This is a genomic window from Sporosarcina sp. FSL K6-1508 (genome assembly GCF_038007465.1).
Taxonomy (GTDB): domain Bacteria; phylum Bacillota; class Bacilli; order Bacillales_A; family Planococcaceae; genus Sporosarcina; species Sporosarcina psychrophila_B.
The window spans coordinates 2,127,774-2,153,144 of sequence record NZ_JBBOXF010000001.1; the positions used below are offsets into that span (position 1 = coordinate 2,127,774).

Below are 25,371 nucleotides of genomic sequence, written 5' to 3' on the forward strand. Positions count from 1 at the left end.
GGGGGAAGTTATAGATGAAAGCAATTATTTTTGAAGAATACGGAAGTGCGGATGTGTTACAGCAAATAGAAATTGATAAACCAGTAATTGGTGATCAAGAAGTGTTAGTCGAAGTGCAAGCGATTGGCGTGAACTATGCAGATACAGCGCGTCGCGAAGGGAAATACGTCGTGCCGACTCCGCTGCCGTTCATTCCCGGGGCTGAAGTTGCAGGTGTTATTACGGAAGTAGGTAAAGACGTCAAACGCTATAAACCTGGTATGCGTGTTGTGGCTTTAATTGAATCGGCAGGATATGCTGCGTATGTGACCATTCATGAGATGGCACTCGCACCTATACCTGACGGCGTTGATTTTGTAAGTGCAGTCGCGTTGCCGCTACAAGGTCAAACGGCTTACCATATTTTGAAGACAATGGGACGCCTTCAAAAAGGGGAAACGGTTCTTGTACATGCAGCTGCAGGGGGAGTTGGTGCAATTGCGGTCCAGCTAGCAAAAATCTTTGGGGCAGGCAAGATTATTGCGACAGCAAGCAGTGATGAGAAATTGGCACATGCAAAAGAAATGGGTGCAGATCATCTCGTTAATTACACAGAAGAAGGCTGGGAACTAAAAGTCCGTGAACTGACCGATGGCAAAGGTGTGGACGTTGCGCTTGAAATGGTCGGCGGGGATATATTCCGCAATACACTTAAATGCCTGGCTCCATTTGGACGTATTGTGGTATTTGGTGCAGCAAGCGGAGAACAGTCAGCCCTTTACGCAGGTGAATTAATGCGTCGCAATCAATCGGTGATTGGATTTTTCTTGCCTCAAATCATGCGTAATTATGATATGTATCAAGCTAGTTTCAAGGAATTACTTGGTTTTATTGAAAGCGGCGAGTTAAAGCTGACAATTGGCGGGACTTATCGTTTAGAAGAGGCGGCAGATGTACATCGACTGTTGCAAGGAAGAAAAACAATGGGGAAACTAGTACTTATCCCATGATGGTTATCAACGGAAAGTAGGGTTTTAAGTTAACTTAGAACCTAACTTTCCGCTGATTGATTTGTCTGGCAAACAATACCCCTAATAAGTATCCATAAAGTATGTGTCCTACAATCCAATATGCAAAGGACAGCATACTTTTAGAGTCGGGCGTTCGGTCTGAGAATGCTGTCGTAGGGAAGAGAGCGGCTCCTATGATGAAACAGACAGCAGTACATACGAGAATGAGTTGTTTTTTATTTTGAATCTTTCTATAAATTATCAACAGATATAAACTAACCGCCAATGCTATGGAGACAATTAGATGGAAGCCTAGTTCGATTAATTCTGGGAAAGCAACCGTGTTGACAAAAGGAATATAATCGACGTTTAATAACAGTGTGTAAACTTTTAAGCGAGTCATCAGTTCCACAAGTTTCAGCAATGCTGCTAAGACCAATCCGGAGATTACTCCATATATAACTGTAATTTTAAAACCTTTCTTCGTCAAACTCATACTTTCACTTCCTTGACCACTGTATTTCTACTTTCTTCAACGTTGTTTAAGTTCCTGCTAAGAGAGGTAAACTCTAATAACATTGAAAAAGGGAGTAGATCATTATGAATGCAAAAGAAACTGCACTAAAAATACTAAAGGAAAGCTTCGTCGGCACGATGGCGACGATTCAACAAAATAAGCCTCATACGCGGTACATGACGTTTTTCAATGACGAATTTACGCTTTATACAGCAACATCGAAACAAACGCAAAAGGTAGAAGAACTTGAAGCGAATCCCCACACACATATATTAATCGGCTACGATGGGGAAGGTTTCGGAGACGATTTTCTAGAAATTGAAGGAACTGTCAGCATTACAGATGATGATAGCTTAAAGGAAAAAGTATGGAATGAACATATGAAACCTTGGTTTAGTGGACCAGAAGACCCCAATCTCGTCATACTCAGAGTTGAACCGGTGACAATCCGATTGATGAATAAAAAAGGTGAGGAACCGCATATAATTGAACTTTAAGTATAAGGTACTGGCGTTCAAAGCTGGTACCTTTTGCTTTGCCGAGCTTTATCAACATGAGGTTTCTGTGCTCGGTTTTTTTAGCAAAATGGGCAACTTGCAAAGCTGTTTAAAAAGCAGCTGTGAGAAGAGTTATGGTATATTACTATATAAATTGAAATAAAGAATTCCTTCAAATTCGCTTCGTGCTTACGCTTCAAAGTATATAGATAAAATAAAAGGATGTGAAATGATGTTTTTAGCTTGGAATGAAATTAAAAAGAATAAGTTGCGATTTACGTTAATCATCGGCGTCTTAATGCTCGTTTCCTATTTAGTATTCTTTCTATCCGGTCTGGCAAACGGCTTGGAAAATATGAATCGGGAATCCGTCGACAAATGGAAAGCGACATCAATCGTTTTAACTGATGAGTCCGATAAGAGTATGTCTCAATCCTCGATGACACTTGCTGATGTGGACGACGTCGATGCCAAAGATATCGCTGTAATCGGTCAAATTAATGCCATTGCCGGCAATGGTGAGGAAAAGAAAAACGTCTCTATTTTTGGCATTCTTAAAGATGAATTCATTATGCCGATAGTGACGGAAGGTAAAGCGTTTTCTGAAGCGAATGAGGTTATTGCAGGTGATTCATTAAAAGAAGAAGGCTTCAAATTGGGGGATGAATTGCACTTATCTTCCTCGGAAGAAGTGTTAACAATCGTAGGTTTTACAGACAACGCACGATTTAATGCAGCGCCAGTGCTTTATGGTGACCTCTCCACATTCCAACGGGTTAAATTCGGAGAAGCTGCCGATCTAAACAAAGAAAGTATAAATGGAATTGTTGTCCGTACAGGTGATGCGACGGCTATTACTCAGAATGATTCGCTTGAAGCAATTGAGATTGAGACATTCATACGTAATTTACCAGGTTACACGGAACAGAATTTGACATTGAATCTTATGATTTATTTCTTGTTTGGTATCTCAGCGGTTATCGTAGCAATCTTCCTTTACGTTTTGACAGTACAGAAAATAAGTATGTTTGGTGTTATGAAAGCACAAGGTATCTCTAATAGGTATCTGTCCTGTTCGGTCATCGCACAGACATTTATATTGGCAGCAATTGGTGTAGCTGTCGGATTTGGATTGGCGTTATTAACGGGAGCATTTTTACCAAGCGCGGTGCCTGTCGCTTTTGACCTTGTAACGATGCTTATCTATGGCTTGGTGTTAGTTATCGTTGCTATCGCAGGCGCAGTATTCTCAGTCCTTACCATAGTTAGAATCGATCCATTGAAAGCGATAGGAGGATAAATGATGGCAGTTTTAGAATTAAAACAAGTCAAAAAGACGTTTGGCAGCGGTCATACACAAGTGGAAGCGATGAAGGAAACGAACTTCCTCGCTGAAAGAGGAGAACTGATCGCAATTATTGGGCCATCGGGTTCGGGGAAAAGCACATTCCTTACGATTGTAGGTGGCCTTCTCTCACCAACTTCAGGAGATGTCATCATCAATGATAAGAATTTAGCAGCGCTGAACGAAAAGGAACGCTCAAAGATCCGACTGAAAGAAATCGGCTTCATCTTACAGGCGTCCAACCTAGTTCCATTCTTGACAGTGGCCAATCAGTTGAAATTATTAGACCAAGTGAAAAAAGGAAATATGACCAAAAAAGAACTGGAAGAGTTATATGAGGACTTGGGCATCAGCAATTTACGTGGTAAATACCCTGCAGATCTGTCAGGGGGGGAACGTCAGCGTGTTGCAATCGCCAAAGCGCTATACAGCAATCCATCTATTATTTTAGCTGATGAACCAACAGCTTCCCTTGATTCAGATCGTGCCTATGAAGTGATGGAACTTCTGAAAAATGAAACCAAGAATAAAAATACAACGACCATTGTGGTCACACATGATATCCGCCTCGTTGGCTATTGTGACAAGATCTATAACATGACCGATGGTGTACTGACTTTAGAAGATGAGAAAAGTATAGTAGCTTATTGAAGAAAGTAAGTAATGAAACTTCCTGTTATCCTTTTAAAAAGGATGATGGGATTTTTTAAAGATAAGAAGGAATAAGTTTTTTAACCTGGACTGGTGTCTTACTCCAAGCGCTTTTCGGAATAAAAATCATAATACTCCCTTAACTGACGAATGGTCCCTGTTTGTGAGATAATACACTTAGAATGAGAGGCTGATTACAATGACATTTCAAAATTATAACTTAAGCAAGGAGATTACACGGGCGCTGGACGGGCTTGGGTATTCTTCACCCACTGAAGTGCAGGAGAAAGTGATTCCTGCGGCCCTTAAAAAAAATGACTTAGTAGTTAAATCACAGACGGGCAGCGGGAAGACGGCAGCTTTTGGAATCCCTATCTGTGAAATGGTGAACTGGGACGAGAATAAACCACAGGCGCTAATTTTAACACCTACACGTGAACTTGCAGATCAGGTCAAAGAAGACATTACGAATATTGGCCGTTTTAAGCGTATTAAAGCTGCCGCTGTCTACGGTAAATCTCCATATGCTTATCAAAAAGAAGAGCTGAAGCAGAAATGCCACGTAGTTGTCGGAACGCCGGGACGTGTATTCGATCATATTGAGCGGGGTTCACTTGTGCTTGATAAAATCGACTATCTAGTACTTGATGAAGCGGATGAAATGCTAAATATGGGCTTTATTGACCAAGTTGAATCGATTATTAATAAATTACCGAAAAACAGAACGACTATGCTTTTCTCGGCGACACTCCCGGAAAAAATCGGGAAACTAAGTAGTAAATATATGAACAATCCAGAAAATATTGAGATCGCTTCAACTGTTACACTGACGGATCAAATTGACCACTCACTAATTATCGTACGGGATCCTCAGAAATTTGACTTGCTGCGCGAAGTGACTGTAGTCGAAAACCCGGATAGCTGTATTATTTTTTGCCGGACAAAAGATCAGGTAGACAGTGTAACTGAACAACTTGAAAAACTGCACTACACTTGCGATAAACTCCACGGCGGCATGATGCAGGAAGATCGTTTCTCTGTCATGGATGAATTCAAACGCGGTGAGTTCCGTTACTTGGTTGCTACAGATGTTGCTGCACGCGGCATTGACATCGACAGTATAACGCATGTTATCAATTATGACCTTCCTGTAGAGACTGAAAGTTATGTGCACAGAGTAGGGAGAACAGGACGTGCCGGTAAAAGAGGAAAAGCGATTTCATTCGTCACGCCTAATGAAAACCACTTTCTAGATGAAATCGAAGCGTATATCGGTTTTGAGATTCAACAGCGCAATGCACCTTCAAAGGCAGCAGTTTCCGCTGCAAAGGAAGCCTTCACTGAAAAGTTGGAAAGCCTGCCAGAATTGAAAAAGAATAAAAATGAATTAGTGAACAAAGATATCATGAAGCTTTACTTCAATGGCGGTAAAAAGAAAAAACTTCGCGCAGTTGACTTTGTCGGTACAATTACAAATATCCCTGGCGTAACCGCAGAAGACATTGGCATCATAAAAATCCAGGACACCGTGACATATATCGATATCCTAAACGGCAAAGGGAAGTTAGTGTTGAATGAAATGAAAACGACAACCGTTAAAGGAAAGTTATTGAAAGTGCACAAAGCAAATAAATAATTTTCAATAAAAAAGCAATCCTTGATCAGCATATACACTGATCAAGAATTGCTTTTTTTGTTTACTAAATCCAATTACCAACGGGTTGTCCCACCTGAACTTCACTATTTAACTCAACTGACGTCGTGAAATGTGAGTTATTCTCTATAAAAAGAATAACGGTAGAGCCGAAACTGAAAAAGCCGAAATCATTTCCTTTAATACATTCTTTTGATGAACTATAGAGCTGTATACTATTTACATTTAAAGCACCAACTTTTACAATCGCGACATTTCCAAAATCCATCTTCACTTCTGAAATAAGACGATGGTTCGTAGAAAAAGGGCTTTGTCCAAGGCGTAAGCCTAAATTATTCACGGGATAGGATACACCGCCAAGTGCATAACGTGAAACCAATTCCCCGGCTACTGGATAGTGGAAATGATGATAATGGCTGGGTGATAGGTAAAAGATATAGTAGAAGCCGTCTTTATAGGGAGCTGCTTTCCTTTCTGATCCCATTATTTCGTTTAATCGGTACTGATGACCTTTAATGAGAAATGTTTGATCGGCAGCTATTCTTCCTACTCCACTTACGATACCGTCCACCGGTGAAGTAAGTATGCTTGGAGAAGGGTCCACTTGACGAGCCCCTTCTTTCAAGGAACGTGTAAAGAGTTCTGATAGACTTTTATAGTGGGAAATCGGATATTCCATTTCTTCAATATTGAGGCGATAAGCCCTGCTGAATGGTCCGATGAACGGTCGACTTAACCGGGCGCTTGTAAACGATTTTAAAAGAGAAGAAGAAAAAGGATTTCCCGTCAACTCGACAAAAGATTTAAATAGTGCTTTTTTCATTTTTTTATCTCCTGTAGATTTCATTTATACTTTTGCAATACGAATATTGCTAATCATTAAGACTGACATAATCAGCATTAATATGACAAAAAATAATGTTCCCATATAGGGAATGAGGAAGAAACTTAACGTCATTACAACACCTGCTGCTGTAATTGGAACACCGTAAAATGCGCCATCAAACTCACTTGCATTAAAGCGGGCAAGACGAACAGCACCTGCCAATACGTAAAAAACAGTAACAATGATTCCAAGCAGTGGCTTCTCGTAAAGTATTGATTCGTAAATTAATAACGCAGGCGCCAGACCAAATGAAACCAGGTCACATAACGAATCGAGCTCTTTGCCGAAAAGAGATTCCGCATGATAATGTCTTGCCACCATTCCGTCGAAACGATCGAATAATGCAGCAAGGAAGATGAATAGTAAACTCATATGACCTAAGCCTTTTATAATTAGAATAATAGCAATAACACCAAAACTAAGATTCATCAAAGTAATTGCATTGGCTAACTGTGCTTTAACTTTGGAATGTTCAACATAATCAGGTAAAAACATAGTACACCTCCTATCAATATCCGAAGAAATATTTGAATAAATTATGACCATTTTATCAACTATCCGAAAATACTATGATACCACGATTAGTTTGGAAAAGACTGTTAAATTAAAAAAGACTTAAAAAAAGTGAAATATGTCCCTATTTTTGTTGTTTTATAGTAATGCTTGACCTATGTCTAGAAACGGCGTCAAAAAAATTAGAAGTAGCCCTATTTTAACTATCATAGCTTCTCATCTAATGTCTATCACTTTAAATTATACTTGAATAATGATTGTTACGCAATTTTGCCGTGAACTATAATGGCGTTTGTAATATTGTTAAAAGGTCTTTAACCTTTCATGAAGCAATTGTCCAAATAACTTGAGAAGTAAATACATCGAAGGAATTTAAAATTACAATTTTATGTTGCAAGAAATTCTGTGACAGGTATGATATAAGTACCTGTTTGATTGTCGATTATTTAATAGTCAAAAGGTGTGATGTTGAATCTTGGGGATAGGGGGAAATACCTGCATGAAAATTCGGTCGAAATTATTTATTATTTCATTTTGCTTACTGTTAATTCCAAGTTTAATTATTGGATTCAGTAGTTATTTATCAGCAAAAGATAATCTAGATGAACTAGGTGAAACGACGCTGAAAAATGGTGTTGAGATGGCACTTCAAGTAATTGATTCGATGAATTACGCTGTCGAGCAAGGCGACATACCATTGGAAGAAGCACAAGAAAAAGTGAAAGAATATCTAATCGGTGAACGCCAAAATGATGGTACACGTTCAATTACCTCGAAAGTAGATTTGGGTAGTGGTTACTTTGCGGTTTACGAACAGGATGGGTTGGAAATTGCACATCCTTCTATAGAGGGCACGAATGGATGGGACCATCAAGATGCAGATGGGATTTATATGGTTCAAGAAATTATAAAGGCTGCGCAAGATGGTGGAGGCTTTACTCATTATACTTGGGAGCTACCGAACCAACCAGGCACAGAATCGACAAAGGTTACATATAGCGCGTTAGATCCGGATTGGGGATGGGTTATCGTCGCAGGCACATACATGCAAGATTTTAATAAGGGTGCCAATGCTATTTTGAACACTATACTGATTACGCTTGTTGCGAGTGCACTTGTAGGATTAGTCGTCATTCTATTATTTTCGAGGCATTTAGCGACTCCTATTAGACGAATCGAGCAAAGCGTACAAAAAATCGCCGAACAAGACCTCTCTATTGATAGGATTGAAGTCAAAAACAAAGACGAACTTGGTGATTTAGCAATAGGATTAAATACGATGGTAGATAATTTGAAAAACGTAATAGATTCCGTTTCAAACTCTGCGGAACAAGTAGCTGCAACGTCAGAACAGTTGACTGCTAGTAGTGAGGAAACGAGTAAGGCTTCTGAGGAAATTTCAGAATCCACCCAGCAAGTAGCAATGGGACAAGAAAACCAGTTGTTGGGAATGCAGGAAGCAAAAGAATCTGTCACACAAATGTCTTCAAGTATTACACAAATCACAATGGATATTAAAGAATTAAACGATTTATCAACTGCGACAACTACTGTTTCTCTTTCGGGTAATGAAGTCATTAAAAAGACTGTAGAACAAATGCAACAAATTAGACAACAGAATGCGTCAACAACAGAAGCAATTTATGTACTAGAACGCAAATCAGGTGAGATTGATGAAATCATCAATGTAATCACGAACATTGCTGCTCAAACGAACTTACTTGCTTTAAATGCTGCGATTGAAGCAGCCCGTGCTGGTGAACATGGTAAAGGTTTTGCCGTTGTAGCGGATGAAGTCAAGAAGTTAGCTGAGGAATCAGGGAATGCGGCGAATCATATATCTACTTTGATTAACGAAATTCAATTCGATACGAAGAATACAGTTAACTTAGTGAATGAAGGAGAAATCGTAATCGAAAATGGAATGAAGGCCGTCGAAAATGCAGGAAGTACATTTAAAACGATTTCAACTGACATAAACTCGATTACAAATAAGTTATCAAATATTTCAAATGAAATTCAGGAAATTAACCGTAATACGGAAAATCTAGTTGAAATAGTAGATAAAACAAGAGATGTTACGGAACAATCAGCTAGTTATACGCAAAATGTCGCTGCAGCGTCTGAAGAGCAACATGCCTCTATGCTAGAAATGGCGCATGCCTCTAGAGCTTTGTCCGAAATGTCTGCAGAACTGCAGGACTTGGTATCTGATTTTAAATTGAGTTAACTTGTGTTTGATGTATGGCTTAGTAGGTATTAATACAATCGGATAATATAAAAATGACGACGAATCAATAATGATTCGTCGTCATTTTTCATTTAACATTCCCACAAAGAAGGAACAGGTTAACGTAATATATTAACAGACACGACTATTATTTATTACTTCGTCATCATTAATTCTTTTTTGTCATGGCCTTTGAACTGCACTTTTAATTTCAGGGTTTTATAATCGATAATACCGAACGTTTCTGATGCTTTCTTGATAATATCTTCAGCATCCATGTCGGGATCCAGGGAGAGTTCTTCGAATAGTGTATCGAGTTTCTTCATTGCTTTATTACCATTCAAGTAAAGATCCTCCGCTTGATTTTTGTATATTGCCTCTGTCTTATCACGCTTTTCATTATAGTTAGCAATAAGCGCTTCCTTTAATTCTTTTGTATCGATTGTTATATCGAAAGAAGTGAAGCCATATTTCTCCCCAAAAGGCTCTTTGGACGCATCGGGTTCTGTAACTAAGTTCTTATTGCTACAACCGACAATCAGAACTATAGAAGAAATAATGGTGACGATTAGTATTTTTCTCATCACTTTCAACTGGGTCATCCTTTCCCGCCATATCAAATGCAGGCTACTGTCAATCTAACCGTTGAAGGTAAAAGTTATACGGATAGGAATAGTGAATCTGCCATGAAGAAAATTCCGAGTAATTCAACGCTAGACGCCCAGAAAGAACAGTACAAGGGGAATGGTAAGGATACTTATTAGTGTCGTGATAAATGTTGTAAAGGATACTAAATCCGGTTCTGTCCCAAATTGTAGTGCAAGCATTGTTGTGTTCGCTGCTGCAGGCATGGAGGCTTGTACAATAATAACCGCCTTTAGAAGGTCATTGACAGGCATGAAATATAAAATTCCTGCGGCTATCAAAGGGGAGACCGCCATTCTGATGATACTGACTGCAGAAACATAGCGATAAGCAACCCTTTTTCTTGAAATAGCTGCAAGCTGCATACCGAGTACGAGCATCACCGTCGGAATGGATGCATCAGCAACAAGACTGATGGCTTCCATTAAAGCGCTTGGAACAGTTACTGAAACTAGTTGAAGCCCGATGCCTAAAAAGGCGGCGTAAATGAGCGGCATGCGAATCACTCGCTGAGCGGACTGGCGTAATGTAGACTTTTCTTCTCCACCGATAGACGCAAAGAAAATTCCTACAGTATTCATTAGTAACGATTGAAACACCATCATAATGACTGCATAGTCAAACCCAACTGCTCCGAATGCAAAGAGGACAACGGGTGCTCCGTAATTCCCACTATTCATGAACACGCCCCCAAGAATCATTGCCGATAGCTGAGACCGTGTTGCCTTCATAATCAGTGCTGTAATCCAAACGATAACAAGTAGGACGCTTGTAAGGGTTAAACTAAATAAGACAATATAAAAATAGTCCATCGTTAATTCATTGGAATAAAATGTCCGAAATGCTAAAAAAGGAGACATTAAATAAAGGGCTGCTGTTGAAATTGATTTAATATCAAAGCCAATAAACTTTTGTCCTATGTATCCAATAAAAAAGATAATAAATACAGGTAAAATAATTAATATTAAATTCATTAAGGTTCAACTCCAACATTATGACCTGTTACTAGCATAGCAGAATTTGGATTATTCAACTATAATGGTGTACAAACAAAATGAAGAATGGGAGGTTTTTATTATGAATAAAATAGTTTCGTTTAAGGATGTATCATTCAGTAGAGGAGATCGGCTAATTTTACAGGCTATTAATTGGACCGTTAGACAAAATGAGCATTGGGGAATACTTGGTTTGAATGGATCAGGGAAGACGTCCCTTCTCAATATCATGTCCGCATTTAATTTCCCTTCAAATGGTGAAGTTACTATAATGGGAAATCTATTTGGAAAAACCAATTTGCCGGAACTGCGGAGAGAAATCGGTTTTGTCGGCAGTTCTTTGGATCGCTTTGCGGAGTATTTCAATAACGAAACGATTGAAAGAGTTGTCGTAAGTGGGAAGTTTGCGAGTTTCGGTATTTATGAACAAGTGAAAAAAGAAGATTTGGAGAAAGCGGATTCTTTACTCGAAAGTTTACACTTAATATATTTGAAAGGAAAGACGTATCAAAAGCTTTCTGAAGGAGAGAAACGGAGGGTGCTCATCGCACGTGCGTTAATGAGTGACCCTAAAATGCTTGTATTGGACGAACCTTGTTCAGGATTGGATATTCTTTCACGTGAAAAGTTCTTGCAATCTTTAGATGGAATAATGGGAACAGGCTGTCATATTGTCTACGTAACTCATCATATTGAAGAGCTTGTCCCGGGGATATCGCATGTTCTTCTTCTTAAAGAAGGAAAAATCGTAGCGCAAGGAGCAAAAGAAGAAGTAATAAATGATAAGCTACTAAGCGAAACATACCGGATTCCTGTCAGTGTACAATGGAGAGAATCTAGACCATGGCTGGTAGTGAACAGGGGCAAAGCGGGGGAGGAAGCGGACATCCGTTCACAAAAAAGTGCTTTTTCATAAGGCACCATCTTGCTTCTTACTATACAATTAAAGGATAGTGTTTTATTTAAATAGTAATGGAGTGAATAAGTGTCATGAAAAATAATGAGAGTTCTGTAAAAACGTTTAAAAAACGTAATTATAAACCGTGGATTATTGCAATTTCCATCATTTTGATAGGTGCCATTGGTGCCCTGTCTGGGATGCGAGGGGAAAAAGATTTTGATGCATTTGATCTAACAATCCTGCCTTTGACAAATGCGATTTTGAACAGTTTTACTTTTGTGTTCTTGGTTTGTGCTCTAATCGCTATTCTTAAACGGAATATAACCGTTCATCGCCGCTTTATATATGCAGCGTTTGTCACGACATCGCTATTCTTGGTCACGTATGTCTCTTATCATTATCTAGCTCCATCCACGCCATATGGCGGAGAAGGTTTTATGGCCGGATTCTATTACTTTATCCTGATTACACACATCATTCTTGCGGCAGCTATTGTTCCGCTTGCGCTGACGAGTGTGGCGCGGGCATGGAATATGGAGAACGAGCGCCATAAGAAAATTGCTAGGTGGACAATGCCAATTTGGCTATATGTCAGTTTTACTGGTGTGTTGGTGTATATCCTGATTTCTCCTTACTATTAAGTTAGTTGTGCTAGTAAAAAAGAATTTTTAGCTGAAATGTCGGGTACCAAGTACTCACACAATAAAAAACGTGTCCCACTGATCTGAAAATAGACTAGTGGGACACGCTTTTTTGATTTCATCTATGTGTAGCGCTTAATGGGTGTAAGTCGGTGCTAGACCAACCTATACAGGTAATAAACTGTCTCAGGCCGGTAATTTACAATCAGATGGAATACACTCACTTTGCATCGTTTTGATTAAGGATTCGTCGACCATAAACCAGCGGATTTAACAAGAATACGCGGATGCAGTTTCAACTGTGCAACCATTACTTCAGCAAGATCTTCCGGTTGCATTACTTTGTCGGGATTACCATCTGTCAGGTTTTCATCGAACGCCAAGTCTGTAGCGACTGTACTTGGTGTCAACGCGCTTACACGGATATTATGCTTTCGCACTTCAAGCATTAGTGATTCTGTAAGTCCGAGAACACCGAATTTTGATGCGCTGTATGCACTTGTAACAGGTGCGCCTTTTTGACCGGCAGTAGAGGAGATATTAATGATGTCCCCTGATTCTCTTTCGATCATTTCCGGTAAAACAGCTCTAGTGACATAATAAACGCCCATCAAGTTGACATCGATAATGTTTTTGAATTCCTCAGGTGACAGTTCAAGGAATTTGCCGAATTTACCAATCCCTGCATTGTTAATGAGGATATCAATTGGACCAAGTTCCGATTTGATATGTTCAACCGCAGCAATGACGGATTCATTATCCGATACATCAGCGGTAGCCATCGTCACTACTATATCATATTCGCTGAGTTCTTTTACTACTTTCTCAAGATTTTCAGCTGTTCTTCCGATAAGTCCTACATTTATGCCTTCTTTAGCAAATGCAATTGCCGTTGCACGACCGATTCCACGGCCTGCTCCAGTAATAATAGCGTTTTTTCCCTTTATAATTTGCATAAATGACACTCCTTCTATGAATAGTCTCTACATATAGCAGTATAACAAATGCAGGCTGAATTAGTGCCCATGGAGATTTAAATGGAGTTTTGCAACCACACAAATAGAAAGTTTAAACTGACGCGTTTATTTTATTAAAATTGCCTGCTTAGGGGACTGAGAACGTAATAAAATGTATTTTTAAAGGAGGCAAGGTCGAAGGCGCTTTTTTGTGTGTTACTATACAAGTAAAGCAGTGAAAGTTAGATTTCTTTGATAATATGTCCTCTAAAAAATGGGTGTAACGGTTATAAACCGACAACAGTACTTGTTAACAGCAGATTTTACATTGGGAAACATAGACTAAGCGTAAAAGTGAGATGATGAAGTTGCACATTCATTTGGTTGCAAAAGATAGGTTAGAGGCTGAAGGGATTCGTTGGATTGTTGAAACCCATTTAACAGGAGCGACTATGACGGCATTTGAAACAGTGGAAGACTATGTCTGTCAATTTAAAAATACCATCCCCGATTTACTCCTATTGGATATGGATACATGGGTAAATGAAAATGATGGAATCGGGGAATTGCTGCGAAAAATGAATATTCGCTGGTTAGGGCTCTCCTCCGAACGCATATTTCAAACAGCGTATCGCGGGCTTCGATTTCATGCGGAAGATGTGTTATTCCGCCCATTCTCTCCAACGGATTTAATCAAACAGATTCAACAAGTCCGCTATCAGCTTAGAAATGCACAACGTGAAAATACAAGACTGGGCAGTGAAGTAGTTGATTTTTCAATTGATTATGCGGATCTGTTCTTTCTAGAGCGCGTTCCCTTAAAGAAGATTACAATGTCAGCTTTTTTGATGAGAAATACGGATACGCTACCGCTTGTTTACGATGCTTTAAAAAGATTTACGTTTACCAAAGCGAACAAGCTTTTCGCCTTATCGGGGTTTGTACTTTGTGTCCATGATACAAATGATGTAACGCTTTTTCATGAAGAATACCGTGCGTTTCTCGTGCAATGGAAAGAGCAAGTCGGTGAACCGCTGTCAATTGTAAGCAATGATTCCTTACCGCATCATTCGGTAAAAGAAACGTATTTACAAACAAAAAAGTTAACAGAAGAAATTTTTTTCGAAGGATATGACATTATTCTGTCGAATGATAAGCAAGTTAATTGGCTGGCGATGGACCCTTTTCTTACACCGTTAGAACAGCGGGAATGGATTGAAATGTTGGAGAAAAGGGATGCGAAGGGAATTTGCGATTGGGTGGAAAATGAGTTTCTTACCTATAAAAAACCCTACCCTGATCCCGAAATTGTACGTGTGCGCCTAACAAGTGTACTGGCACAAATTCGGAGATATATGAAATCTTATAATATCCAGACGGCCGATTGGGAAACAGCTTATTATGGCGTATTTCACCAAATCTTTAAAAGCCCGATTATTTATGAAATTGTACAAGAGTTGTTGGCATTTACGACACATCTTATATCAGTGGAATCCCTGAACTTACATTTACGAGATGGCGAGCAGTCATTAGTTGAAAAAACGAATGCTTTAATCGAATCGAATTACTGGAATGCCCAATGGGGACTAACCGATTGTGCAGAATCTCTGCGGATCAATAAAAGTACATTGAGTCGCCGATTTGCGGCCGAATCAAAACAGTCCTTTCGGGTTATATTGCATAACGTGCGCATACAGGAAGCAAAACGGTTACTCCAAGAAACAGACCTATCTATGGAAGAAATCTCCCGTTTAGTCGGCTATTCTCATCAAAGTTACTTTACTGCGAAGTTTAAACAAGTTGAAAAGACAACCCCTTTTGCCTACCGTATGGGTTTAGTTTAGCAACATCCTTTTCACAAATGTGACAAGGATCTTTTTATGTGCAACAAATTATAAAAAACTTGAATACAAGTAATTATTAATCAACAAAAAGTAAAAAGACAACTAGATTATAACTAGATATCTAAATCTTCCATTTATAATGAAGATAACAATAAAAGGGGGTAATTTTTATGAAAGCGATTGCAGAGGAAAAGGTAATTCGTTATAGAGGATCAGAATTGAACACAAAAGGTTGGTTACAAGAGGCCGCTCTTCGTATGTTAATGAATAACTTAGATGCGGAAGTAGCGGAGCATCCTGATAAGCTAGTTGTCTATGGAGGAATCGGGAAAGCTGCCCGAAATTGGGAGAGTTTTGATGCGATTGTAAAGTCACTGAAAGAATTGGAAAATGACGAAACGCTGCTTGTTCAATCGGGCAAACCAGTGGCAGTCTTCAAATCGCATTCGGACGCACCACGTGTCCTGATTGCAAATTCAAATATCGTTCCCGCTTATGCAAATTGGGAGACCTTCCATGAGCTTGATAAAAAAGGATTGATGATGTACGGGCAAATGACAGCGGGAAGCTGGATTTACATTGGTTCACAAGGGATTGTACAAGGCACTTATGAAACATTTGTGGAACTCGCCAAAAAACATTTTAATGGCAGTTTGAAGGGGACGATTACAGTAACTGCAGGACTTGGTGGCATGGGTGGAGCACAGCCACTTGCAGTAACGATGGCAGGCGGGGTTTGTATCGGAATTGAAGTTGATGAGACACGGATCGATCGCCGTATTGAAACCCGTTATACCGATGTCAAAACCGATTCATTGGATGAAGCAATCAAACTAGCGGAAGATGCAAAAAAAGAGGGTAAAGCTTTATCTATCGGATTGTTGGGGAATGCCTCAGATATTTTACCTGAGATGATAGACCGCAACTTCATACCAGATGTATTGACAGACCAAACATCTGCACATGACCCGTTAAACGGGTATATTCCGTCTAAAATGTCCCTAGAAGAAGCCGAGCAACTTCGTACGAGCAACCCGGAAGAATATGTGAAACTTTCAACAGCATCTATGGCAAAACACGTCCAATCAATGTTGGAATTAATGGACAAAGGCGCGATTACATTTGATTATGGCAATAATATTCGCCAAGTTGCAAAAGATGAAGGTGTTGAAAATGCGTTCGATTTCCCGGGATTTGTTCCCGCATATATCCGTCCGCAGTTTTGCGAGGGGAAAGGACCATTCCGCTGGGTAGCTTTATCAGGTGATCCGGAAGATATTTATAAATTGGATGAAGCCATTTTAAAAGAGTTCAGTTATAATGAGCATCTTTGTAATTGGATTCGGTTGGCACAGGAAAAAATCGAATTCCAAGGCCTTCCAGCTCGGATTTGTTGGTTAGGGTACGGGGAACGTGCACGCTTTGGCAAAATCATCAATGACATGGTTGCAAGCGGTGAATTAAGTGCACCGATCGTCATTGGCCGTGATCACCTCGACTCAGGTTCCGTTGCCTCGCCGAATCGTGAAACAGAAGCAATGAAAGACGGTTCGGATGTTGTTGCCGATTGGCCGATCTTAAACGCAATGATCAATGCAGTCGGGGGCGCCACTTGGGTATCGCTCCATCATGGTGGTGGCGTTGGGATGGGGTACTCAATCCATTCGGGTATAGTCATAGTTGCAGATGGATCAAAAGAAGCGGGAATTCGTATTGAACGCGTACTGACAACGGATCCGGGAATGGGAATTGCACGCCATGCAGATGCTGGTTATGAAGTTGCTGAAAAAACAGCACTTGAAAAAGGCGTCAACATTCCAATGCTTGATAAAGGACGGGATAAACAATGACAAAACCACTTTGGATTATACACGCAACGCAACTTGCAACATTAGCCAATGACAAAAAAGGGCCTCGCATAAAAGATGCGATGTCTGATCTTGGACTGATTGAGGACGGCAGTTTGTGGATTGAGGATGGAGTTATTAAAGCAGTTGGAAAGACATCAGAACTTGAGAAACAATATGCCGATAGACAGCATGAAGCGGAAGTTGTAGATGCTAAGGGCCATCTTGTGACCCCTGGCTTAGTAGACCCCCATACGCATGTAGCTTACGGTGGAAGTCGTGAACGTGAATTTGAGATGCGTCTAGAAGGTGCAACGTATATGGATATTATGAATGCCGGCGGCGGCATCCATGCAACTACACGGATGACGCGTGAAGCAACTGAAGAGCAATTGATAGAACAAACAACGAAGCGTTTGGATCTTTTCCTTGAACATGGCGTAACAACTGTAGAAGGAAAAAGTGGTTACGGCATGAATCTTGAGACGGAGTTGAAACAACTTCGTGTCATGAGGAAATTACAAGAAACACACGCAATCGATATTGTACCGACTTTTATGGGGGCCCATGCGGTTCCAAGTGAATACAAAGGCCGGGAAGACGAATATGTCGATTTGCTAATTGATGAAATGCTACCTGTTATCGCAAATGAAAAACTTGCTGTATTTAACGATGTGTTTTGTGAGAAAGGCGTATTTACGCCTGAGCAATCGGAACGCGTACTAGAAGCAGGAAAACGACATGGCTTAATTCCGAAAATTCATGCCGATGAAATCGAATCGTACGGTGGAGCGGAGCTTGCGGCAAAAGTAGGCGCAATTTCAGCAGAGCATTTACTCAAAGCTTCTGATGAAGGCATTCAAGCAATGGCGAAAGCGGGTACAATCGCCTGTCTTCTTCCGGCAACTGCACTTTACTTACGTGAGGAAGCGGCGGCAGGAAGAAAAATGATTGATGAAGGTGTTGCCGTTGCGATATCTACAGACTGCAATCCAGGATCATCACCAACGACGTCCATGACGCTTGTCATGAACCTAGCTTGCATTTCCATGCGACTTACACCGGCAGAAGCATTGACAGCTGCAACGTACAATGCAGCTTGTGCAATTAAAAGTGAAGACAAAGTGGGCTCACTTGAGGTGGGGAAACAGGCAGATATCGTATTATGGAACGCAAAAAACTACCAAGAAATTCAATACTTCTTTGGCATCAATCATGTGAAATCTGTATGGAAAAAAGGAAAGAAAGTTGTAGGTTGAGCAAATGATAAGTTGTATGGGGTTCGATAATAGAAGTGCAAACTGTCAATAGCTAAGTGGGTGAAAATAGCGAAATAAACGTAAAAAAGGGCTACCAGCCAATTCGAAATTTAATCGAATTAGAGGGTAGCCCTATTTTATATTTGGTCAATAAGCAATGCCATACACGTTTACAAAACAAGTGCTGCAATAATTCCGAAAATAAATAATGGAATATTATAATGTAAAAAGGTTGGGACACATGTATCCCAGATATGATGGTGTTTGCCATCCGCATTAAGTCCAGCTGTAGGACCCAGTGTGCTGTCCGATGCAGGGGAACCCGCGTCTCCCAGAGCACCTGCAGTTCCAATTAAGGCTGCCGTAGCCATCGGCGACAATCCTGCTGCAAGGCAAATTGGCACGTAAAGGGCTGCCAGAATCGGGACAGTTCCAAATGATGAGCCGATCCCCATTGTGATAATGAGTCCAACGGATAACATGACGATGGCCAAAAGAAGTGGAGATGTACCAATAATTCCTGTTGTTGCTTCAACCAATTCATTAACAGAACCTGTCTCTTTTAAAACTGTTGCATAGCCTGAAGCGATAAGCATTACAAAAGCAATCATTCCCATCATACCAATTCCTTCATTGACAACCCGGTCACCCTCAAACAATTTAACCACTCGAGTACCAAACATGATAATGATTCCGGCAAGTGCTCCTAGTACAAGACTTTCCGTCCAAAGTTGAGTACCTAACGCTGCAATGATTGCAAGTACGGTCATCGTGTGTTGAATACTCCACTTTGTTGCGGATTGATTTTCTACTAGACTGTCTGCCATATCGATGTCTGGCATATTGAGTTTACTGGACTCTTTGGCAACGTGGTCTTTGCGATAGGAAATAAAGATAGCAACGAAAAGCCCGACTACCATTCCAGCTCCGGGAAGAAGCATTGATAATGTCACGTCTGTTAAAGCAATAGCCATCCCGTTTTTTCCATTTCAGTTCGGATGATTCCTTGGAAAATTAGACCGAAACCAAGTGGAATCGTCATATACGGTGTTTTTAATCCAAATGTCAATGCTGCTGCAACAGCCCGACGATCCAGTTTCATTTTATCGAACAGTCCAAGTAATGGAGGTATTAAAATAGGGATAAATGCAATATGAACAGGAATTGCATTTTGCGATAACATTGCAATCCCTGCAATTGCTAATACAAGTAATGTTCGTTTGCCGCTGAAAACAGTCAGCATTTTATTGACCAAAATTCCCGTAATCCCTGATATGCCAATCATAACAGCGAATGCCCCGAGTAAAATATAGCTTAATGCTGTATTTGCTTGGCCACCCATTCCTGAGACGAGGACGTTAACAGTTTCGACAAAGCCCATGCCAGAGACAAGTCCAGCCGTAATTGCAGCAATTAATATAGCAAATAAAACATTAACGCGTAATAAACTGAGAACAACCATTACAATTACACTTATTAATACAGCATTTCCCAACATATCATTGCACCCCATTTGAAGTTTTAGTGTTATGTCATGTCATTGCTTTAACTCTCTCCTTACCAAGACGGATTACTGGATCTATTTGAATCACTCGTTTATTTTAAGCCATTCCGCAACTTGTTTTATATCGTTGGAGAAGATACGGTCTTGCGTAATTGAAGGGACGACTTCACGCAGTAAATTTAACTTTTCACGTGTACGGGATGCCATATTTTCCACACCGCGATATTCAGCTGCTTGTAAGCTGCAAATACATTCGATGGCTAGAACATTTCTAGTGTTTTGAATGATCATTGAAGCGTGACGGGACCCAATTGTTCCCATACTTACATGGTCTTCCTGATTTGCTGATGATGGAATCGAATCGACACTGGCGGGATGGGCAAGTGTTTTATTTTCCGAAACAAGAGATGCAGCTGCGTATTGCATGATCATTGCTCCGGACTGTAGGCCGGGCTCCGGGCTTAAAAATGGAGGTAAATCATTTAATTGAGGATTTACAAGCCGTTCAATCCTGCGTTCTGAAATATTTGCCAATTCCGCAATAGCAATTTTCAAAAAGTCCATTGCAAAGGCGATAGGTTGCCCATGGAAGTTACCGCCGGAAATCACTGTTTCTCCATCATCAAAAATTAATGGATTATCCGTGGCTGCATTTGCTTCGATTTCCAACTTTTCTTTCACGTAATCAAGCACCTGCCAAGAAGCGCCGTGCACCTGTGGAATACAGCGCAAGGAATAGGCATCTTGCACCCTCTTTTCCCCTTGGCGCGTCGTAAGTTTACTATCCTGAAGAATAGCCCTCATTCTTTTAGCAATTTCTATTTGTTGAATGTAACCACGTGCTTCATGTATGGCCGGATGAAACGCATCAATAATGCCTTCAAGACCTTCCATTGTCATAGCAGATATCCACTCACTTTGATAGGCGATTTTTTCCGCTTCCAAGTAATTGATAGCACCCATTGCAGTCATAGCCTGTGTTCCGTTTATTAAAGCGAGGCCTTCTTTTGCTTGTAATACGATAGGCTCGATACCTTCTCGATCCAGCACTATTTTGCTTCCGCAAACGACACCATTATCAAATACTTCGCCTTCGCCAATTAAGACAAGCGCAAGATGTGATAACGGTGCTAAGTCACCAGAAGCTCCAAGTGAACCTTGTTGAGGAATGACAGGATGTACGCGCTTGTTCAATAGCTCAACGAGTTTTTCGACTAAAACGGGACGAACACCGGAAAATCCTTTAATTAACGCATTCAATCGTAATAACATCATCGCTCTTGAGACAATCTCAGGGAAGTTTTCTCCAACGCCGCAAGCGTGCGAACGAATTAGGTTGAGCTGTAAGCGAGCGACATCATCCTCAGCAATCGTAACATCGCTAAATTTACCAAACCCTGTGTTAATTCCATAAATGGTTTTCTTTTCTGCTACAATTTTTTCTACAGCGAGTCTACTTGCCAGTACTTTTTCCATGCTACTTGCTGCGACCTGGACTGTGTCACCTTCATAACAAACCTTTCTAATCTGTTCCAATGTTAATGAATTACCTGTAAGTTCTATCATGATGAAAACCTCCTGTGTATTTTTGTTTGGTGTTATAGCTTGAAAAAGTAAAACTTAATCAGTGAGAGCATATTGCCCGTTGGCGCCGGAGAAAACAGCAAAAGGAGGCGATGACGGCACATGGAAATGCCGTCATCGCCTCCTGATAACTAGTCACTATAGGCAATGACAAAAGTATTTTATTTTTATTTTTACTTAGAAAACTAGAAAGTTTGCGGACTAAGGATAACCTGCCAAAGGTGATAGTCCAAAGCCAGACTTCAGCCCATTAGTTTTACATATGGTTAATCCCTAATCCGAACGCTTCATGTTCCAACCCTTTTATCGGGGCACCAATTGTACCGTAGAAAGCGACAGCTAACCATTCACCCTCATTCTTATTCAGATAGGGTTTGCCTTTTACAATCGCAAAACGAAGCCCGACAGTACGTTTTATATCTCCAATTGCAAATTGCCCCCTAGTTACACCTTCAAGTGCTTCTAAGATTGTATGATATAAGGCATGGTTTTCGCGATAAAGACCTTCTGTAATGATATTTTCACGTTTGGCTGCTGTTTCGACTGCGGCAATTACTTTTTCCATATTCATTGCACCCACCTTACCGGTACAATAGTCAACATCTTTAAGTTGTGATTGAAAATGTAACACTTCATTTTCGTCCAATGTAGCTAATAAGACTGCTAATTTACCAATAAGTATTTCTTGATTCATAACCGAAAACCTACTTTTTTTCATGAATACCTATCTACTAATACCTGTTATCTATTGTAAGCGTTTTCCATTCATAATGTCAACAAAATTATTAGAAGGTTATCAAGAAACAGAATACTGTTGTGGGTAACCCATCTATAAATGAATAGTGAAAGCGATCTATATTCATATAAAAAATATAAATGAATCCGCTTACAATAGACTTGGAAATTCTATTGACTTTGATGCATCCTACACTTACTATATCTATTAACGACTATTAAGCGACATTTAGTAATTTTAAGAAAACTTAAATCTGGGGGGATTACATATGGAACAGCAGCAGGAAAAAAAGATTGGCTTTTGGATGGCTTTGCTTCCGTTAGTCGTCATGATTATTGTCATGATCTATACAGTTGTTAAATTAAAGCAAGGGCCACATATACCATTGATAATCGGAACGTCAACAGCGGCTATAGTCGCTTGGAAAGCGGGATTCACATGGAAAGAAATTGAGGAAATGATGTATAAGGGGATTCGTTTGGCACTTCCAGCAGTCGTTATTATTATATTGGTCGGACTGACAATCGGAGCATGGATGGGTGGCGGAATTGTCGCAACAATGATTTACTATGGTTTGCAAATCATCACGCCTGCGTGGTTTCTCGTTACAATTTGTATCATATGTTCAATTGTGGCGTTAGCAATTGGCAGCTCATGGTCGACGATGGGAACGATTGGCGTAGCTGGGATGGGCATCGGTTTGAGTATGGGGATTCCTGCAGGAATGATTGCGGGCGCGATTATTTCTGGGGCTTATTTTGGAGATAAAATGTCACCTTTATCAGACACGACGAATTTGGCGGCTGGGTTGACGGGGACGGATTTATTCGATCATATTAAGCATATGTTTTATACAACGATTCCCGGATTGGTTATAGCACTTGGAGTTTATGCGTTTTTAGGGAAACGCTTTGCAGCAAATAATATTGAAGTGGCTGAAATTGCACAGACAACAAAAGTGTTACAGGAAAGTTTTCTTATTTCACCATGGCTTTTGATTGTGCCACTGGCTGTGATTGTGCTGGTTGCTTTGAAGGTACCGGCAATACCCGCACTAGTTGTTGGTATTGTCCTAGGATTTCTTTCACAGATCCTTATACAAGGTGGCTCTCTCGTTGGGGGGATAGAAGCATTACAGAGTGGATTTACAATTGCCACAGGAAATGTAATGGTAGATGAATTATTTAACCGAGGCGGATTGGATTCGATGATGTATACCGTTTCCATGACAATTGTTGCCATGACATTCGGTGGCATATTGGAGTTTTCAGGGATGTTGCAGGCATTGATGAATCAATTGCTTAAAGTTGTGAAGTCTTCTGCATCACTTATTGTTTCGACGATTGGAGCTTGTTTTATAACAAATGCATCATGTTCAGAGCAATATATCTCAATCGTCGTCCCATCGCGGATGTTCAGTAAAGCATATCAAAACATGGGGCTGCATTCAAAAAATTTATCGCGTGCCCTTGAGGATGGCGGAACATTGACCTCTGTTTTCATCCCATGGAATACATGCGGTGTATTCATATTTGGGACATTGGGTGTTAGTGTCGTACAATACGGTCCATATGCAATACTGAATTTGGTTATACCATTCATTTCGATACTTTATGCAATAACAGGCTTTACGATTGTGAAGCTGACTGAGCAAGAAAAGGCAAAGATAGCGGAAGAAGAATTGGTAGAAGAAAAAATGAATGAAGAAGTAAATCTAGCTTGATGGCAAAATGGAAAGTTCACATCAGTATCGTGAACTTTCCATTTTTAAAAAGGTAAGTATCAGTATTTCAACCGGAGTAGTGTCTAGCTTCAGCGCTCTTCGAATCTACCAAGGCGTTTGCGCTTTTCATATATTAATAATATGCGGGAAAGGTAAACTCATATAATGCGCGCGGCCTGCCTTGGCGGTAAGTCATTTCTTCCCCGATAATTTTTGCATATTCAAATTCGACAAGCTTTTTTAACGTTCGTTCTGCTGTCCTGCGTGAGACAACTAAGTAGATCGCTAAATCATTTGCGGAAAATTGCTTTGTTTGGCGTGTCTGACTGTATTGTATCAATTTCGAAATATTAGCAGGGCTGAGTTTTGTTTTTTCGGCCATTTGGACAAGGACGGGCTCAGTGGTTTTCATCTCGACGGTTACGTCAGATTGTGGAAATGGACCATGCAATTTTTTGTTTGAATCTAGTACATAAAAACAATGCCCATCAATTTTCTGTATGAAATTGAGTGCGAAATCAGCATTAACGGTTGCATCTATAATAGATTCACCACAACCGAATGCCATTTTGGCTGTGGCATCAAGTTTCTGAAACACAGATAGGAAATCCTTGTTTTTTAAAGCGGATTCGATATTTCCCATAGATGTGTATAATGTGTAATTCCCGCTCTGTACACTCCAGCGTGCTTGCATAATTGTCGCTATTTTAGCGATGGATGCTTCAATATCTCGTTGTTGGGAAGTTGTTTTCACAATTCCGACCGCAATTTGAGCAGAGTTACTTTTTTGTAATAACACTTGCTGTTTTGCCTGGTCAATACTACGAAGAATTGTACTCTCAGGGTCAATCATTTTTCGCGCTTGAATGTTTTGGTGCTGTAGCTGTTCAAAAACGGCATGGACACTTGTAATCGCCATATCTGTTTTGCCTTGTAAAGAAAGCGTTTTATGAAAGGATGTTATGTTAGTTATTTGTTCATCATCTTGCAGTAAATGAACGAAAGGTAATTTGATGCTTTGTCCTAAATCATTTAATACATGGTCAATATAGGCTTGTTCACGCACATCGATGGATACACGACTCAAGTCCTGCTGGTTCTGTACAGATAGTTGGAGCAATGTGATGGCCACAGCGGTTTCGTCTTGTTGGAGGTAAACGACTGGGATGGAGAGGTTATCAAGCAGCTTCTTCGAATAAAAAAACGGAAGTGAACCTGAAAATAGAATGGCATCACATGGTTTGAGCGACTGCAATAACAAAGGCGCTTCACTGGGTTCATCATAGTGATACCAATTGAGTTCAATATCTTTTCGAGCGCCGGCCAGTTGTTCTGTATGTTGGCAAAAATCAGATGAGCCGATAACTGCAATTTTAATCTTCACAATAAACCTCCAATTATTAGCGACTATTTAACGACAATGATACAATGAATAAAAGAATTTGCCAATAGAA

Annotated in this window: 21 protein-coding genes and 1 pseudogene; 12 read left to right on the top strand and 10 right to left on the bottom strand. The window is 40.2% G+C overall.

What is annotated here, in order from left to right; translation table 11 throughout:
* Window positions 1-14 precede the first annotated feature (14 nt).
* A complete protein-coding gene (locus MKZ11_RS10690) occupies window positions 15-989 on the top strand; it encodes a quinone oxidoreductase family protein (RefSeq protein ID WP_340794431.1) in 975 nt (324 codons plus the stop codon).
* Window positions 990-1,023: 34 nt separating this feature from the next.
* Here the strand turns inward: MKZ11_RS10690 and MKZ11_RS10695 are convergent, their stop codons facing one another.
* Window positions 1,024-1,485, bottom strand: coding sequence for a hypothetical protein (locus MKZ11_RS10695; protein ID WP_340794432.1), 462 nt, complete (start codon window positions 1,483-1,485; stop codon window positions 1,024-1,026).
* Window positions 1,486-1,589: 104 nt separating this feature from the next.
* Between MKZ11_RS10695 and MKZ11_RS10700 the strand changes: the two genes are divergently transcribed.
* From MKZ11_RS10700 to MKZ11_RS10715, 4 genes are all read left to right on the top strand, one after another.
* Window positions 1,590-2,003, top strand: coding sequence for a pyridoxamine 5'-phosphate oxidase family protein (locus MKZ11_RS10700; RefSeq protein ID WP_340794433.1), 414 nt, complete (start codon window positions 1,590-1,592; stop codon window positions 2,001-2,003).
* A gap of 232 nt (window positions 2,004-2,235) precedes the next feature.
* Window positions 2,236-3,303 (top strand): ABC transporter permease, encoded by a 1,068-nt coding sequence (locus MKZ11_RS10705; protein ID WP_340794434.1) that lies wholly within the window; start codon window positions 2,236-2,238, stop codon window positions 3,301-3,303.
* Window positions 3,304-3,306: 3 nt separating this feature from the next.
* Window positions 3,307-3,999: an ABC transporter ATP-binding protein gene (locus MKZ11_RS10710; protein ID WP_340794435.1), complete on the top strand. Its 693-nt coding sequence runs from the start codon at window positions 3,307-3,309 to the stop codon at window positions 3,997-3,999.
* Window positions 4,000-4,189: 190 nt separating this feature from the next.
* Complete coding sequence (locus MKZ11_RS10715; RefSeq protein ID WP_340796969.1) at window positions 4,190-5,635, top strand: DEAD/DEAH box helicase; 1,446 nt, start codon at window positions 4,190-4,192, stop codon at window positions 5,633-5,635.
* Between the two features lie 64 nt (window positions 5,636-5,699).
* Here the strand turns inward: MKZ11_RS10715 and asd are convergent, their stop codons facing one another.
* Complete coding sequence (asd, locus tag MKZ11_RS10720; RefSeq protein ID WP_340794436.1) at window positions 5,700-6,476, bottom strand: archaetidylserine decarboxylase; 777 nt, start codon at window positions 6,474-6,476, stop codon at window positions 5,700-5,702.
* A gap of 24 nt (window positions 6,477-6,500) precedes the next feature.
* On the bottom strand, window positions 6,501-7,034 hold the full coding sequence (gene pssA, locus MKZ11_RS10725; protein WP_340794437.1) for a CDP-diacylglycerol--serine O-phosphatidyltransferase: 534 nt from the start codon (window positions 7,032-7,034) through the stop codon (window positions 6,501-6,503).
* A gap of 517 nt (window positions 7,035-7,551) precedes the next feature.
* Between pssA and MKZ11_RS10730 the strand changes: the two genes are divergently transcribed.
* A complete protein-coding gene (locus tag MKZ11_RS10730; RefSeq protein WP_340794438.1) occupies window positions 7,552-9,282 on the top strand; it encodes a methyl-accepting chemotaxis protein in 1,731 nt (576 codons plus the stop codon).
* 155 nt (window positions 9,283-9,437) lie between these two features.
* Here the strand turns inward: MKZ11_RS10730 and MKZ11_RS10735 are convergent, their stop codons facing one another.
* Both MKZ11_RS10735 and MKZ11_RS10740 read right to left on the bottom strand, forming a co-directional pair.
* Window positions 9,438-9,866, bottom strand: a complete 429-nt coding sequence (locus tag MKZ11_RS10735) for a YusW family protein (RefSeq protein WP_340794439.1) — start codon at window positions 9,864-9,866, stop codon at window positions 9,438-9,440.
* A gap of 129 nt (window positions 9,867-9,995) precedes the next feature.
* Window positions 9,996-10,901, bottom strand: coding sequence for an AEC family transporter (locus MKZ11_RS10740; RefSeq protein ID WP_340794440.1), 906 nt, complete (start codon window positions 10,899-10,901; stop codon window positions 9,996-9,998).
* 103 nt (window positions 10,902-11,004) lie between these two features.
* Here MKZ11_RS10740 and MKZ11_RS10745 point away from each other — a divergent pair, with 103 nt between their 5' ends.
* Entirely contained in the window at window positions 11,005-11,838 is an 834-nt protein-coding gene (locus MKZ11_RS10745; protein ID WP_340794441.1) for an ABC transporter ATP-binding protein, read from the top strand.
* Window positions 11,839-11,912: 74 nt separating this feature from the next.
* A complete protein-coding gene (locus MKZ11_RS10750; protein ID WP_340794442.1) occupies window positions 11,913-12,464 on the top strand; it encodes a DUF420 domain-containing protein in 552 nt (183 codons plus the stop codon).
* A gap of 239 nt (window positions 12,465-12,703) precedes the next feature.
* Here the strand turns inward: MKZ11_RS10750 and MKZ11_RS10755 are convergent, their stop codons facing one another.
* Window positions 12,704-13,420: a 3-ketoacyl-ACP reductase gene (locus MKZ11_RS10755; RefSeq protein WP_340794443.1), complete on the bottom strand. Its 717-nt coding sequence runs from the start codon at window positions 13,418-13,420 to the stop codon at window positions 12,704-12,706.
* 362 nt (window positions 13,421-13,782) lie between these two features.
* Between MKZ11_RS10755 and MKZ11_RS10760 the strand changes: the two genes are divergently transcribed.
* The 3 genes from MKZ11_RS10760 (at window position 13,783) to hutI (ending at window position 18,370) form a co-directional block, all read left to right on the top strand.
* Entirely contained in the window at window positions 13,783-15,264 is a 1,482-nt protein-coding gene (locus MKZ11_RS10760; protein ID WP_340794444.1) for a helix-turn-helix domain-containing protein, read from the top strand.
* A 170-nt stretch (window positions 15,265-15,434) separates the two neighbouring features.
* Window positions 15,435-17,114 (top strand): urocanate hydratase, encoded by a 1,680-nt coding sequence (gene hutU, locus MKZ11_RS10765; protein WP_340794445.1) that lies wholly within the window; start codon window positions 15,435-15,437, stop codon window positions 17,112-17,114.
* The gene (gene hutI, locus MKZ11_RS10770) at window positions 17,111-18,370 is read left to right on the top strand and encodes an imidazolonepropionase (RefSeq protein ID WP_340794446.1); all 1,260 of its coding nucleotides are present in this window, start codon (window positions 17,111-17,113) and stop codon (window positions 18,368-18,370) included. Before hutU ends, hutI begins: the two co-directional genes overlap by 4 nt.
* Window positions 18,371-18,540: 170 nt before the next feature.
* Here the strand turns inward: hutI and MKZ11_RS10775 are convergent.
* The 3 genes and pseudogenes from MKZ11_RS10775 to hutP form a co-directional block, all read right to left on the bottom strand.
* A pseudogene (locus MKZ11_RS10775) lies at window positions 18,541-19,868 on the bottom strand (Na+/H+ antiporter family protein).
* Window positions 19,869-19,958: 90 nt separating this feature from the next.
* Window positions 19,959-21,440 (bottom strand): histidine ammonia-lyase, encoded by a 1,482-nt coding sequence (gene hutH, locus MKZ11_RS10780; RefSeq protein ID WP_340794447.1) that lies wholly within the window; start codon window positions 21,438-21,440, stop codon window positions 19,959-19,961.
* Window positions 21,441-21,714: 274 nt separating this feature from the next.
* Window positions 21,715-22,152, bottom strand: a complete 438-nt coding sequence (hutP, locus tag MKZ11_RS10785) for a hut operon transcriptional regulator HutP (protein WP_340794448.1) — start codon at window positions 22,150-22,152, stop codon at window positions 21,715-21,717.
* A gap of 310 nt (window positions 22,153-22,462) precedes the next feature.
* Here hutP and nhaC point away from each other — a divergent pair, with 310 nt between their 5' ends.
* Window positions 22,463-23,917 (top strand): Na+/H+ antiporter NhaC, encoded by a 1,455-nt coding sequence (gene nhaC / locus MKZ11_RS10790; RefSeq protein ID WP_340794449.1) that lies wholly within the window; start codon window positions 22,463-22,465, stop codon window positions 23,915-23,917.
* A 133-nt stretch (window positions 23,918-24,050) separates the two neighbouring features.
* Here the strand turns inward: nhaC and MKZ11_RS10795 are convergent, their stop codons facing one another.
* Entirely contained in the window at window positions 24,051-25,301 is a 1,251-nt protein-coding gene (locus tag MKZ11_RS10795; protein ID WP_340794450.1) for a hypothetical protein, read from the bottom strand.
* Window positions 25,302-25,371 lie beyond the last annotated feature (70 nt).